Source organism: Burkholderia sp. FW306-1C-G01B, assembly GCF_058781685.1.
This window is the reverse complement of record NZ_JBYSWZ010000002.1, coordinates 419,561-434,000: the sequence shown is the minus strand read 5'-3', so window position 1 is coordinate 434,000 and position 14,440 is coordinate 419,561. Positions and strand designations below refer to the sequence as shown.

11 protein-coding genes are annotated in these 14,440 nt (G+C 66.7%); 8 read left to right on the top strand and 3 right to left on the bottom strand.

Translation table 11 applies throughout. From position 1 onward, the window contains the following. Positions 1 to 131: 131 nt before the first annotated feature. From AC3WLY_RS06280 to AC3WLY_RS06260, 5 genes are all read left to right on the top strand, one after another. Complete coding sequence (locus AC3WLY_RS06280) at positions 132 to 1,124, top strand: substrate-binding domain-containing protein (RefSeq protein WP_492308061.1); 993 nt, start codon at positions 132 to 134, stop codon at positions 1,122 to 1,124. Positions 1,125 to 1,211: 87 nt separating this feature from the next. Beyond that, complete coding sequence (locus AC3WLY_RS06275; RefSeq protein ID WP_492308062.1) at positions 1,212 to 2,771, top strand: sugar ABC transporter ATP-binding protein; 1,560 nt, start codon at positions 1,212 to 1,214, stop codon at positions 2,769 to 2,771. Continuing rightward, positions 2,764 to 3,771, top strand: coding sequence for an ABC transporter permease (locus AC3WLY_RS06270; RefSeq protein WP_492308063.1), 1,008 nt, complete (start codon positions 2,764 to 2,766; stop codon positions 3,769 to 3,771). Before AC3WLY_RS06275 ends, AC3WLY_RS06270 begins: the two co-directional genes overlap by 8 nt. Positions 3,772 to 3,773: 2 nt before the next feature. Next, positions 3,774 to 4,832 carry an ABC transporter permease gene (locus tag AC3WLY_RS06265; RefSeq protein ID WP_175962240.1) on the top strand — a complete coding sequence of 353 codons (1,059 nt, stop codon included), beginning with the start codon at positions 3,774 to 3,776 and terminating at the stop codon, positions 4,830 to 4,832. Further along, the gene (locus AC3WLY_RS06260; RefSeq protein ID WP_174378555.1) at positions 4,829 to 5,722 is read left to right on the top strand and encodes a sugar phosphate isomerase/epimerase family protein; all 894 of its coding nucleotides are present in this window, start codon (positions 4,829 to 4,831) and stop codon (positions 5,720 to 5,722) included. The genes AC3WLY_RS06265 and AC3WLY_RS06260 overlap by 4 nt, the downstream gene beginning before the upstream one ends. Before the next feature lie 82 nt (positions 5,723 to 5,804). Here the strand turns inward: AC3WLY_RS06260 and purU are convergent, their stop codons facing one another. Both purU and AC3WLY_RS06250 read right to left on the bottom strand, forming a co-directional pair. Beyond that, the gene (gene purU / locus AC3WLY_RS06255; protein WP_175962241.1) at positions 5,805 to 6,680 is read right to left on the bottom strand and encodes a formyltetrahydrofolate deformylase; all 876 of its coding nucleotides are present in this window, start codon (positions 6,678 to 6,680) and stop codon (positions 5,805 to 5,807) included. 171 nt (positions 6,681 to 6,851) lie between these two features. Continuing rightward, positions 6,852 to 7,757: a choline sulfate utilization transcriptional regulator gene (locus AC3WLY_RS06250; RefSeq protein ID WP_065501307.1), complete on the bottom strand. Its 906-nt coding sequence runs from the start codon at positions 7,755 to 7,757 to the stop codon at positions 6,852 to 6,854. A gap of 241 nt (positions 7,758 to 7,998) precedes the next feature. On the opposite strand from AC3WLY_RS06250, the gene betC reads away from it, so the two are divergent. The 3 genes from betC (at position 7,999) to AC3WLY_RS06235 (ending at position 11,941) form a co-directional block, all read left to right on the top strand. Continuing rightward, positions 7,999 to 9,534, top strand: a complete 1,536-nt coding sequence (gene betC / locus AC3WLY_RS06245) for a choline-sulfatase (protein ID WP_492308064.1) — start codon at positions 7,999 to 8,001, stop codon at positions 9,532 to 9,534. A 45-nt stretch (positions 9,535 to 9,579) separates the two neighbouring features. Further along, positions 9,580 to 10,545 (top strand): choline ABC transporter substrate-binding protein, encoded by a 966-nt coding sequence (gene choX, locus AC3WLY_RS06240; RefSeq protein ID WP_492308065.1) that lies wholly within the window; start codon positions 9,580 to 9,582, stop codon positions 10,543 to 10,545. A gap of 256 nt (positions 10,546 to 10,801) precedes the next feature. Next, positions 10,802 to 11,941 carry a porin gene (locus tag AC3WLY_RS06235; protein WP_492308066.1) on the top strand — a complete coding sequence of 380 codons (1,140 nt, stop codon included), beginning with the start codon at positions 10,802 to 10,804 and terminating at the stop codon, positions 11,939 to 11,941. Positions 11,942 to 12,515: 574 nt separating this feature from the next. Here the strand turns inward: AC3WLY_RS06235 and AC3WLY_RS06230 are convergent. After that, positions 12,516 to 14,102, bottom strand: coding sequence for a glycoside hydrolase family 68 protein (locus tag AC3WLY_RS06230; RefSeq protein WP_425130125.1), 1,587 nt, complete (start codon positions 14,100 to 14,102; stop codon positions 12,516 to 12,518). Positions 14,103 to 14,440 lie beyond the last annotated feature (338 nt).

Sequence of the window (14,440 nt, the reverse complement as noted above, 5' to 3'; positions counted from 1 at the left end):
GTTTTCCCATGCTTTCCGTCGAAGCTAAATGGATTCAGCATACACGAAACGGTTTGCTGAATGGATTTAGCAACTGACCGCCATGCCGGAGCCCGGAAGCCCGGCGACGGTCGCCTTCGGATGGAGGAGACATGTCGGTGAATTTCTTGCGCAAGGTATGCGCGGGCGTGGCTGCGTTCGCGCTCGCGACGGGCATCGCATCGGCGTCGCCGGACAAGCCCGTGATCGGGGTCGTCGTGAAGATCGGCGGCATTCCGTGGTTCAACGCGATGGACGCGGGCATCAGGAAGCGCGGCGAGCAACTCGGCGTGAAGGCGTTCATGGTCGGGCCGACCAGCGCGGACCCGGCGCTGCAGGTGCGTGCGATCGAGGACCTGATCGCGCAGAAGGTCGACGTGATCGGCGTGGTGCCGAACGATGCCGAGGTGCTCGAGCCGGTGCTGCAGCGCGCGCGGGCCGCAGGTATCAAGGTGATCACGCACGAATCGCCGAAGCAGAAGAACACCGACTGGAATTTCGAGCTGGCCTCCGCGAAGGGCTTCGGCGAGGCGTACGCGAAGAACCTCGCCGCGGCGGTGGGCGGCAAGGGTGAATACGCGGTGTTCGTCGGCTCGCTGACGGTGCCGCTGCATAACGCGTGGGCCGATGCCGCGATCGCGTATCTGAAGGCCAACTATCCGGACATGAAGCTCGTCGGCGATCGCTACGGCGTGGCCGAAGACGTGGACGCGTCGCGCAAGACCGCGCTCGACCTGATGCGCGCGCACCCGAACCTGAAGGCGATCCTGGCGTTCGGCAGCCAGGGGCCGATCGGCGCCGCGCGCGCGGTCGCCGAGAAGCAGGCGAAGGGCAAGGTCGTGGTGCTCGGGCCGTCCTCCCCGGGGCAGGGCCGGCGGCTCGTGCACGACGGCGTGCTGAACGGCGGCTACATGTGGAACCCCGCGCAGGCCGGCGAGGTGTTCGTCACGCTTGGCACGATGCTCGCGAAGGGGCAGCCGGTCAAGGACGGCATGACGATTCCGGGGCTCGGCGTCGTGCATCCGGAAGGCCACAACCTGATCGTGAACCAGCTCGTCGAGCTGAACGCGAAAACCGTCGACGATCTCGCGAAGCAGGGGCTGTGAGCGGCATGCACGCGGGCGCAACGCGCCGCGCGATGAAGTCGTTCGGTTCTCCCGATGTTTCATAGCAGGCCGCACCGGAGCGTAGCGATGATGTCTGCCCATTCCCGTGAATTCGCGGCGTCCGGCCGGGCGAGCCCGCCGCCGGCCGCGTTCGAGGCCGACGCGCCGTTGCTCGAACTCGACAACGTGTCGAAGACGTTCGGTGGCGTGCAGGCGCTGCAGCAGGTGCGGTTCGACGTGATGCCGGGCGAAGTGCTGTGCCTGGCCGGCGAAAACGGCTGCGGCAAGAGCACGTTGATCAAGATCGTGAGCGGCGTCCATCTCCCGGAGTCCGGCGCGGTGATGCGCTTCGACGGCAAGCCGGCCGGCGATCTCGATCCGGCGCGTGCGCGCGCGCTCGGCATCCAGGTGATCTGGCAGGACCTCGCGTTGTTCCCCGAGATGACGGTCGCCGAGAACATCGCGTTCGAGCAGAACCTCGGCGCGCGTCCACGGCTGGTCGACTACGGGCGGATGAAGGTCGCCGCGCGGCAGATTCTCGCGCGGCTCGGCGTCGAGCTCGATCTCGGCAGGCCGGTGCGTACGCTCACGATCGCACAGCGGCAGGTTGTCGCGATCGCGCGCGCGCTCGTCGCCCAGGCACGTCTCGTGTTCATGGACGAGCCGACCGCGTCGCTCAGCCATGCCGAGACGCAGGCGCTGCTCGCGATCGTGCGCCGCCTGTCGGCCGACGGCATCGCGGTGGTGTTCGTCAGCCATCGGCTCGCGGAAGTGCTCGACGTATGCGCGCGCGTGACGGTGCTGCGCGACGGCCGCTATGTCGGCACGTTTCCGACGGCGGGGATGACGCAGACGCGGCTCACCGAGCTGATGACGGGGCGCACTTTCGATTACGCGGTGCGCACGACCGACCTGTCGGCCGCGGCCGCGATGCTGCGTGTCGACGGGCTGTCGCGGCGCGGCGAATACGAGGCCGTGTCGTTCGAGGTGCGGCGCGGCGAGATCCTCGGCCTGACGGGGCGTCTCGGCGCGGGGCGCACCGAGCTTGCGCTGTCGCTGTTCGGGATGACGCGGCCGGACGCCGGCACGATCGCGCTCGACGGCCGGCCGCTGTCGCTGCGCTCCAATCGCGACGCGATTCGCGCGGGCATCGCGTACGTGTCGGAAGACCGCCTGCAACTGGGCCTCGTGCAGCCGCAATCGATCGGCGACAACACGGCGATCGCGGTGCTCGACGACCTGCTCGGTGCGGCACGGCTGATTTCGCCGCGGCGGCGCGATGCACTGATCCGCGACTGGGTCGCCCGGCTCGCGGTGAAGATCGGCGGCCCCGACGACGCGGTGTCGACGCTGTCGGGCGGCAACCAGCAGCGCATCGTGCTCGCGAAATGGCTCGCGACGCAGCCGAAGCTGCTGATCCTCGATTCGCCGACGGTCGGCGTCGACGTCGGCGCGCGTGCCGGCATCTTCGCGATCATTCACCGGCTCGCGGCGCAAGGCATGGCGATCGTGCTGATTTCCGACGAGATTCCCGAGGTGTACTTCAACTCGGACCGCATCCTGCACATGCGCGACGGCCGTATCGTCGCCGAGTACGTGCCGGGCGGCACGCCGATCGATCACATCGAGCGAGACGTCCATGCGTAAGCCCGGCATATTCGGCATCGGCTCGACCGAAGCGTGGCTGCTCGCGGTGATCGTCGCGATGGCGGTCGGCCTCGGCATCGCTACGCCGACCTTCCTGACGCTGTCCAACCTGTTCGACCTGCTCAACCAGAGTGCGGTCAACATCATCTTCGCGGTCGGGCTGCTGATCGTGCTGATCGCGGGCGGCATCGACATATCGTTCGCGGTCGGCGCATCGGTGGTGCAGTACCTCGCGGCGCTCACGCTGATGCGGCTCGGCGGCGGCAACTGGGCGCTCGGCTTCGCGGTCTCGGCCTGCTTCGGCATCCTGCTCGGCGCGGTGAACGCGACGATCATCTACCGGTTTCGCGTCGTGTCGATCGTCGCGACGATCGCGACCTTCAACATCTTCTTCGGCGGGCTGATGTTCGTGACGGGCGGCGTATCGATCTACGACCTGCCCGACTGGTGGACGAATCGCGTCACGCTTGTGCAGGCCGATACGCCGGGTGGCGTCGCATCGCTTGCGCTGCCGGTCGCGGTGATGGCTGCGGCCGTCGTCGCGACGTGGTTCCTGCTGCGGCGCACGACGCTCGGCCGCCAGCTCTATGCGACCGGCGACAACCCGGAAGCCGCGCGGCGCGTCGGCATCGATCTCGCGACGATGCATTACGTCGCATACGGCTGGCTCGGGATGATGGCGGGCATCGCGGGCCTGATGCAGGCGCACTACGTGCAGGAGATCGTGCCGAACGCGCTGTACGGCCGCGAACTGGACGTGCTCGCGGCCGTCGTGCTCGGCGGCGCGCGACTCGGCGGCGGGCGTGGCACGGTGCTCGGTGCGATTCTCGGCATTCTGCTCGTGTCGATCACCGCGAACGGGCTCAACCTGCTCGGCGTGTCGCCGTACGCATTCAAGATGATCGTCGGCGCGGTCATCCTGGTCGCGATCACCGTGTCGAGCGACGGCGTCGCGCGGCTGGTCGGCTCGCGCTTCCTGTCGCCGCGCGCGAGGACATGATCATGAGACACGCCGAATCCCGGCGCTTTCCGGCGCTGTCCGTTCCGGCCGACGTGGCCGGCCTGCTGGGTTTTCTCGCGTGCATCGTCGCGACGATGAGCGTCGCGTCCGACCGTTTCCTGACGGGCGGCACGTTTGCGTCGATCGCGTTCCAGCTGCCGGAGCTCGGCCTGTTCACGCTGGCGATGCTGATGCCGCTGGTGTCCGGCGGCTTCAACCTCGCCGTCACGTTCACCGCGAACATCGCGGGGCTCGCGATGGCGTGGGTGATCCAGTCGCACGGCGGCCCGGAGGCCGGCATCGCGGCGGTCGCGCTCGGCATCGCCGCGGCGCTCGCGACGGGCGCCGCGGCCGGCTGGCTGATCGGCGCGGTGATCGCGCATACGGGCGCGAGCCCGATCCTCGTGTCGCTGTCGGCGATGATCTTCCTGCGCGGTCTCGGCGAATTCCTGACGCGCGGCGGCGACATTTCCGGTTTTCCGCCGGTCGTCCGCGCGATGGGCAACGGGCAGTGGCTCGGCGTGCCGGCGCCGCTGTGGATCTTCGCGGGCTGCGCGCTGCTGTGGCACGTCGTGATGACGTATTCGCGGCTCGGCTTCGTCACGCGGATGATCGGCTCGAATGCGGAAGCGACGCGCTACTCGGGCATCTCGACCACGCGGGCGATCACGCGCATCTACATGCTGTCGGGGCTGATGTGCGGCGTGGCCGGCGTCGTGATGCTGTCGCGCTTCAACTCGGTGCGGGTCGGTCATGGCGAAGCGTTCCTGCTGATCTCGGTGCTCGCCTGCTTTCTCGGGCGCGTCGATCCGTTCGGCGGCTTCGGTCGCGTCGCGCCGGTCGTGATCGCGCTCGTGATCCTGCAGGTGATCGCATCGGGCCTCAACCTGCTCGGCGCGAGCCAGCACCTCGCGACCGCGCTGTGGGGCGCGTTCCTGCTCGCGGTGATGCTGGTGCGCTGGGCATGGGCCCGGCATGCGTCGCGGCCGCGCAATCGCAATCGAATCGCGACGCCGGCGCTCGGCGGCCTCGAACCCTCTCAACGGAAGGAGACGAAATGAACAAGCTTGGCGTACATGCGCTGGTCTGGGAGGCCGGCTGGAGCCGCGACGCATGCGCGCGCGCAATCGCGAATACGGCCGAGACGGGCTTCGATTTCATCGAGGTACCCGCGCTCGATCCCGATTCGATCGACGCCGCGTTCACGCGGCGCGAACTCGAACGGTACGGGCTCGGCATCACGTTCTCGCTCGGGCTCGATGCGCAATCCGACATTTCGAGCGGCGATGCGCAGAAGGCCGCGCGCGGCAAGCAGAAACTCGAGGCCGCGCTGCGTGTCGCGCGCGACTGCGGCGCGACGCATGTATGCGGGATCCTGTATTCGGCGTTCCAGAAGAATTTCACGCCGACGACGGCCGCCGGCGTCGCGATGTCCGCCGACATCCTCGCGCAGGTGGCGGACACGGCCGCGCAAAGCGGCATCACGCTCGGGCTCGAAGTCGTGAACCGCTACGAGTCGAACGTGCTCAACACCGCGTCGCAGGGTGTCGAGCTGTGCCGGCGCATCGGCCGGCCGAACGTGAAGGTGCATCTCGACACGTACCACATGCATATCGAGGAGTCGGACGTGACGTCGGCGATCCGCGACACCGGCGAGCAGCTCGGCTACGTGCACATCGGCGATTCGCATCGCGGGTATCTGGGGTCGGGCAACGTCGATTTCACCGCGGTATTTCGTGCGCTGGTGTTCGGCGGCTATACGGGGCCGATCGCGTTCGAGAGTTTTTCGTCGCGTGTCGTCGGCCAGCCGCTCGAAGGCATCCTCGCGATCTGGCGCAACCTGTGGGAAGACAGTCACGATCTCGCCGCGCACGCGCTGGCCTTTACGCGCGTGCAGCTCAAGTCCGCGCGCGAGGCGCTGAAGCAGGCCGAACGGAGTCGGTTGCCGTGAGCGGCGAATCGGCACGGCGCCTTCGCGCGTGCCGTCGGCTTCCGCGTGACGGGCGGTCGATCCCGCTTGCAGCGTACCGGCTTTACGAAAACACCACCGTCCGATCCCCGTTCAAGAACACCCGCCGTTCGATAAACGCCTTCACCGCACGCGCGAGCGTGATGCTTTCGACGTCGCGCCCCACCGCCAGCAATTGCTCCGGCCGCAGCGCGTGATCCACACGCTCGACGACCTGCTCGATGATCGGGCCTTCGTCGAGATCGTCGGTGACGAAGTGCGCGGTCGCGCCGATCAGTTTCACGCCGCGCGCATGCGCCTGGTGATACGGCTTCGCGCCCTTGAAGCCGGGCAGGAACGAGTGATGGATGTTGATCGCGCGGTTCGCGAGCTTCGCGCTCGTCTCCTGCGACAGCACCTGCATGTAGCGCGCGAGGATCACGAGTTCGGCGCCGCTCGATTCGAAGAAGTCGAGCCACTGCGCTTCCTGCTGCGCCTTGGTTTCGGCCGTGATCGGGAAGTGCCGGAACGGCAGCCCGTGCTGCGCGGCCATCGGCTCGAAATCGGGGTGGTTCGATACGATGCCGACGATGTCCATCTTCAGTTCGCCCATCCGCCAGCGGAACAGCAGGTCCGCGAGGCAGTGCTCGAGCTTCGACACCATGATCAGCACCTTCGGCCGCGCGTTCACGTCGTGGATCGCCCATTGCATGTCGCCGCCGAGGCCGGCCGCGATCGGCGCGAATTCCTGGCGCAGCGCGTCGATCTGCAGCGTTTCATCCGTCGGATGAAACACGCAGCGCACGAAGAAGCGGTTGCTGAGATCGTCGTCGAACACGTTCAGCGCATCGACATAGCAGCGATGGCGATCGAGAAAGCCGACGACGGCGGCGACCTGGCCGGCCGCGCTCGCGCACGACAGTGTCAGGACGAATTGATCGGGGCGGTGCTCGGCGGTCATGAGAATCCTCGGATGGCATGGGGTGCACGGCCGTGCGGCAGCGCACCAAAGCGCCGCGCCGCGCGGGTTGCGGGAGACTCAAGTAAATCAGGACGATTTTGGGGAGGATAGAACCAACGCGCCGTGTGGCTGGTATCGGTGCGCCAGCGCGCGGGGGGCAGGCGCGCTTCGTCAGGCGCTTGCGCACGCGTCGAGCAGCCAGCGCCGGAACACGTGGGTCGCGTCCGGCTCGGGGCGCTGCGGCGGCCGCACCAGGAAGTAGCCGCGCGACGTGACGACGGGCGCGTCGACGAGCTTCACGAGCTGCCCGGACGCGACGAGCTCGTCGACGAGCGGCGACCAGCCGAGCGCGACGCCTTCGCCGAGCAGCGCCGCGTGGATCACGAGCGCGTAGCTGTTGAAGGTCACGCCGCGCGCGGCGGCCGCCGTGTCGAGGCCGTGCGCGTCGAACCAGCCGGACCACGACAGCCAGCGCTCGGGGCGCGTCGGCTGCACGTGCAGCAGCGGCAGCGCGAGCAGTTGGTCGGCCCGCGCGACGTGCGGATGCGCGTCGCGGAACGCGGGCGAACACACGGGCGTGACGGATTCCGGAAAGAGCCGCGCGGCCGTGCACGACGGCCAGTGGCCGTCGCCGAACAGGATCGCGATGTCGCCGTGGTCGCGCTGCGCGTCGTAATCCTGCGACGTGACGACGCGCACGTCGACATCCGGCATCACGCGCTTCAGGCCGGCCAGGCGCGGCATCAGCCAGTAGGTCGCGAAGCCGAAGTCGGTGACGATCGTGAGCGCGCCGTGCTCGCGGCGCGCGCGCAGCGTCGCGGTGGCGCCGCGCAGCGTGTCGAGGCTCAGCCGCACGGCTTCGTACAGGCACTGGCCGTCGGCCGTCAGCGTGACGCCGCGCGGGCTGCGCTCGAACAGCGGCACGCCGAGTTCGGCCTCGAGCTGGAACACCTGCTGGCTCACGGCCGGCTGCGTCGAGCCGAGCTCGCGCGCGGCGGCCGTGAAGCTCGCGAGCCGGGCGGCCGATTCGAACGCGCGCAGCGCCTGCATCGACGGTAACGGTTCGGATTTCGACATAAGTCCTTCTAATGGCCCCATAAGGGCGGGACGCCTTCCCGCCCGAATTCGGGCGGGCGATAGTGCATCGGACGGTACGGCACACGCGCTTCACGGCCGCCGCGCCAGGCCTTTCAGCGATTCTAGCCAGTCGCGGCGGGCATGCGCGGCACTTTCTTCGGGCCGCATCCGTCATGCCGGACGTCTCGCTGCCAAAGCGGCGCGCCGTTCCATTCGAACATCGTTTTCCCCACGACCGCCGATGACGAACCCGACACCCAACATCCTGATCCTGATGGCCGACCAGCTCGCGCCGTTCGCGCTGCCGGCGTACGGCAACCGTGTCGCGCGCACGCCGACGCTCGACCGGCTCGCCTCGCAAGGCGTGGTGTTCGACGCCGCGTACTGCGCGAGCCCGCTGTGCGCGCCGTCACGTTTCTCGCTGCTGACCGGCAAGCTGCCGTCGGGGATCGGCGCCTACGATAACGCCGCCGAATTGCCGGCGCAAACGCTGACGTTCGCGCACTACCTGCGCGCGGGCGGCTACCGGACGATGCTGTCCGGCAAGATGCATTTCTGCGGGCCCGACCAGTTGCACGGCTTCGAGGAGCGGCTCACGACCGACATCTATCCGGCCGATTTCGGCTGGGTGCCCGACTGGGACAACCCGACCGAGCGGCCGAGCTGGTATCACAACATGAGCTCGGTGCTCGACGCGGGCCCGTGCGTGCGCACGAACCAGCTCGATTTCGACGACGAAGTCACGTTCGCCGCGAAGCAGAAGCTGTACGACGTTGCGCGCGAACGCGCGGCCGGGCATGACGCACGGCCGTTCTGCATGGTCGTGTCGCTGACCCATCCGCACGACCCGTATGCGATCACGCGCGAATACTGGGATCTGTATCGCGACGACGAGATCGACATGCCGGCCGTGCGGCTCGATGCAGCGGACAGCGACCCGCATTCGCAGCGGCTGCGCTTCGTCTGCGAGAACGACCGCACGCCGCCGACCGACGCGCAGATCCGCGCCGCGCGCCGCGCGTACTACGGCGCAACCTCCTACGTCGACGCGCAGTTCGGCAGCGTGCTGGCCGCGCTCGAGCAGTGCGGGTTTGCCGACGACACGATCGTGATCGTCACGTCCGACCACGGCGACATGCTCGGCGAGCGCGGGCTCTGGTACAAGATGACGTTCTTCGAAGGCGGCTGCCGCGTGCCGCTGATCGTCCATGCGCCGGGCCGCTTCGGCGCCGCGCGCGTGCGCGGGCCCGTGTCGCACGTCGACCTGTTGCCGACGCTCGTCGACCTGACCGGCGCCGCGCCCGCCGGCGGCTGGCCCGACCCGGTTGACGGCGCGAGCCTCGTGCCGCACCTGCACGGCACGCCCGCGCACGACGTCGCGCTCGGCGAATACCTGGCGGAAGGCGCGGTCGCGCCGGTCGTGATGATCCGCCGCGGCGACTGGAAGTACGTGCATTGCCCGGCCGATCCCGACCAGCTCTACAACCTCGCCGACGACCCGCGCGAACTCACGAATCTCGCCGGCTCGCCGGAAGCCGCCGGTGTGCTCGCGGCGTTCCGCGTTGAAGCCGCGCAGCGCTGGAACCTGCCCGAGCTGGACCGGCAGGTGCGCGCGAGCCAGCGGCGCCGGCGCTTCCATTACGTGGCGGCGACGCAGGGCCGCATCCACGCGTGGGACTGGCAGCCGTTCACCGACGCGAGCCAGCGTTACATGCGCAATCACATCGAACTCGACACGCTCGAGGCGATGGCGCGTTTTCCGCGGGTCGGGCGCTGAGCGCTCCGCATCGCGATCATTGACGAACGACGGAGGAAGCTGGCGATGGAACGGCAATGCAATGCAGCAATCCGGATCGGCGCGGCGCTCGCCGCGGCCGCCTGCTTGATGACGACGCAGGGCGCGCATGCGGCCGACCCGCAGACGTGCAGCGACGTGAAAATGGCGGCGCCCGGCTGGACCGACATCGACGCGACGAACGCGATGGCGGGCGTCGTGCTGAAGGCGCTCGGCTACCGGCAGGACGTGGCGAACCTGTCGGTGCCGATCACGTATCAGGGGCTCAAGAAAGGGCAGGTCGACGTGTTCCTCGGCAACTGGATGCCCGCGCAGGCGCCGCTCGTGAAGCCGTTCGTCGATGAAAAATCGATCGACGTGCTGCACGCGAACCTGAGCGGCGCGAAGTTCACGCTTGCAGTGCCCGACTACGTCGCGGCCGCGGGCGTGCATACGTTCGCCGATCTCGCGCGCTATGCAGACCGCTTCGGCGGCAAGATCTACGGGATCGAGCCCGGCGCGCCCGCGAACCAGAACATCAAGCGGATGCTGTCCGACCACGCGCTCGGTACGGCGAACTGGTCGCTCGTCGAATCGAGCGAGACGGGCATGCTCACGCAGGTCGAGCGCGCGGTGCGCGACAAGCGCTGGATCGTGTTTCTTGCGTGGGAGCCGCATTTGATGAACACGAAGTTCCATCTGACCTACCTGTCGGGCGGCGACGCGTACTTCGGACCGAACTACGGCGGCGCGACGGTCAACACAGTCACGCGCGCCGGGTTTGCCGGCCAGTGCGCGAACCTTGCGCGGCTGTTCCGGCAGATGACGTTCTCCGTCGACGTCGAGAACCGGATGATCGCCGACATGCTCGATAACAAAACGTCGCCCGCGCTCGCGGCGCAGCATGCGCTGAAGGCCGACCCGGCGCTGGTCGCCGGCTGGCTGGACGGCGTGACGACGGCCGCCGGCGCACCGGGCCTGCCGGCCGTGCGAACGGCCCTCGACGACCGTTGACCGCTCCCCGGGCGGCCGGTTTTTGCCGTGCCGCCCGTCTACGTGTTTTCCCGACCGGTCGCATCGTGACCATTTAGTGTCGCCTTCAGACGGGTGACGTGAAATATGGGTTTGTATTTTTCGCCAATGGCTGCGTTATTGCGAAAAACGAAATGCCGAAGCCAGCGGGCGTACCGAATTTGAATCCACCGGCGTATCGCGGCACGCGCCGGAACGAGATTCTTTCCATCGAACGGTTCAGGGAGGGTGGTCGATAATGAAGCACACGAAAGTCGCCGTAGCCGCCGCGCTTGCATGCGCGGCCTGTATTCCTGCCATCGGGCACGCGCAAAGCAGCGTGACGCTGTACGGGATTCTCGACGCGGGCATCACGTATGTGAACAACACCGGCGGTTCGCACGTGGTCAAGTTCGACGACGGCGTCGCATACGGGAACCGCTTCGGCCTGAAGGGCACGGAAGACCTGGGCGGCGGCTTGAAGGCCGTGTTCACCCTCGAGAGCGGCTTCCACCTCGGCAACGGGCAGCTCGGCTTCGGCGGCGCGGAGTTCGGCCGGCAGGCGTATGTCGGCCTGCAGAACGACTGGGGCACGCTGTCGTTCGGCAACCAGCTCGACATCACGAACGAACTCGTGTCGATCTACAACATCTCGGCGTGGGGCAGCGGTTATGCGATCCACCAGGGCGACTTCGACCGCTTCAACGGCGACCGCCTGCCGAATTCGGTGAAGTTCCTGTCGAACGACCTAAGCGGCTTCAAGTTCGGCGCGATGTACTCGTTCGGCAACGTCGCGGGCAACTTCCACCGCAACAGCGCATGGAGCGCGGGCGCGAGCTTCACGAAGGGCGACTTCTCGATCGGCGCCGCGTACACGCGCCTGAACAACCCGAACGGCATCTACGCGTTCGACCCGTACGCGATGATCGGCACGCATACGTTCCTCGGCCAGCAGACCGTCACCGTCGATCCGGCGACCGGCGCGCGCACCGACTTGTTCGCGAACACGCCGATGGACGTCGACAGCCAGGGCACGTTCGGCATCGGCTCGAGCTACACGATCGGCAAGCTGACGCTCGACGCCAACTTCTCGTACACGACGATCAAGGGTTTCGGCCAGTCGTCGCACATGCAGGTGTATGAAGGCGGCGGCTTGTACCAGTTCACGCCGGCGCTGAGCCTGATCGCGGGCTACCAGCATACGCGTTTCGAAGGCCATCACTGGAACCAGGGCACGGCGGGCCTGCACTACCTGCTGTCGAAGCGCACCGACGTATATATCTCCGGCGATTACCTGCGCGCGTCGCACGGCGTCGATGCGGTGGTCGGCTACAGCTTCACGCCGTCGACGACGCAGACGCAGGCCGACGTGCGGATCGGGATGCGGCATTCGTTCTGAGTGGGGTGGTTTGGAGCAGCGACGTCTTCAGCGAGGTCTCTCTTTGGCGCGAACTGCGGTTCGCGCTTTTTTTTGTTTCTTCGCGGATTTCCGGGGATGGGGCTGTTCGACCCACTTCGGCCCGTCGACCCAGCGCGACCTCAACGGCAGATTCCAAGCACACAAGCAGTCATCCGTGCCTAAGTGCTGGCGTGCAAGTGCTCGACCATCGGGATCCGACACCTGAGTCCGCGTCGACAATCGGGAATATCTGCTTCGCCCAGTCAGAAACGCGTGCCGCGCGGAACGTCGCCGACATTATTGGCGAGTTGCGATGCTCTACAGAACATATTCTGGATTGCACACGGTCTGATCGTAACGTGCCCGGCGTTGGGCAATGAGCGCTGGGCTGGTTGGGCTGGAACGCTCGTATTGCAGATGGTCGGCACATCCAGACTTTTCGCGCGAGGCGCGCAGCTGCATTGGCAGTCGCAAAGCATGTCAGGTGCGGCCACGAGGCCGCACCCGGATCGAGACGGGTGGCGTACGGGTATGCTGCTCACCGTACAACTCACCCTGTAACAGTCAGGCCAGCTTACGGCGCGTTGCCTCCTCCATTGTTCGCGCCGCCCCGACCGAGAGCGGGCCGGTTGGCTGAGATATCGCCGTATCCGCCCAGACCGCCGGTGCCATAGGTCAGGTCGACCGCCGACGATGTGAGGCCAATGTTGATTTTCACGGTCGGCGCCAGCGAGCCGCCGCGCCGTGGGCCGATCGCGTCGATGAAGGACTCGACCAGACCGCCGGGCATCACATAGTGCGAATACGACTGGAATGTCCGCGGATTCTGGTTCGGGTCCAACGCAAATGGAAAGCCGACCGGTTGAGTGAGGTCGGTCGGGTTTCCGAGCACCAGGCCGCTCCCCCTGTTCATCGGCAGGAAGTCGCTGCGAATGCCGTTGCCGACGAAGCCCATCACCCCATCCGGCCCGTCAACGCCGGTCGCATAGGTCGAACGGTGGGTGATCGTGAAAAGGTAGTACTTACCGTTGGACAGATAGATCTGCGGCCGCTCGGTCTGATCGTCCACGCAGTTCGCAGACAGAATCGGTGGGAGAAACTTCCATGCAGTGAGCTGAGGGTTCGTCGCGATCGCGAGGCCGACGTTCGCTTTCTGCAGTACCGCGCTTGACGCATTCACCGCAGCCACAGTCTCCGCGAACGGGTCCCCGGACACATAGCCGAGGTCGTCGGCAGTGCACGTGGGCGCCCCGCGCGGGCCGGCAGTGTTGCCCTCGAACACCATGTACGTATCGCCCGGATGAGCCGGATCGAGGAACACGTACGGGTCGCGGAAGTTGTAGAAATTATTTTGCGCACCATTCTGATACAGGACGCCGTCGGGTTGCAGCAGCGCCTGGTGGTCGTTGAAGCCGTCGAACCACACATGCGTGGCGTCCGCGTGGATATGGCCGTCCGCACGCGTGATGATCGCAACCGGCGGCGTGATGTCCGGGCCGCTCGGGGACGTCTTGTTAAACGCTAGCGCCGTATAGTAGATACTGAGGTTAGCGCCGTTGGTGAGGCGGGCCGAGCCGGACCATTCGGCGTTTTGCGTGATCGGCACGGTGGGGCCGAAGACCTTGATGCTCGAGCCATCCGGGAACAGATGGCCGCCGAAGGTCCACCCGCCGTTCGCGGGCCGCTGCGACGCGGGAATCCCGGTCTTGCGGTAGAAGAACCCGATCCGCGCATGCACGTGCCGGTCATCGAACGAATAACCGCCGTGGCGGTCGGCGGTCAGCGAGAAAATCACATCCCAGCCCTTGTAGCTGAGCTGCACCGCGTGCAGATCGGCGAGAGGCCAGGTATCCCATACCCAGAAATCGGCATTGGTATCAGGAAAGTCTGCGGGGATGTTCGGCATGGTGAGCGCAGGGGGAAGGGAGTTCCCGCCGACTGTGGTGGGAAGGGATATGGCCTTGATCTGGCGGGCATCCGCCCGTGTCCACCGGGAGGTGAAGTTGGTGGCCGGATCGAAGGCCTGCTGCGAATGTGGTGTCGGTGCCGGGAATTGCGCTTGAGCGGGTGCTGCGATGATGGCGAGGAGTGCGGCGGAAACTGCGTTGGTCAGTAGACGGGATTGGGCCAATCGGGTTCGTGGAGAGCAGCGATATACCATCATTTGTCTCCCAGGTAATGATCCTGATGATCAGTAGCACGCCATAATTCTTAACGACGCGCGACTCCAGTCAAGAACACGCGTTTGAACGTGTCAACCGATTGATTGTGTCAGTCCGAATGCCGATGGGATTGGCCCGGTGCTGGCATCGTCGGTATTACATGCATAGTTCAAAGTCGCGCCCATTCGTCGAGCGGGTGGACCATCCCGGACGCCTTGACGTTCGCGATGTGCGATGCGACGCGACTGATCGGGAGCCTTGAGCTTAGAGAGAGTCAGGCAAGTCCTTGTCGTAGATCCAGCATGCGATGCGTTGCGGCGGCGCCCCGTTTTCATCC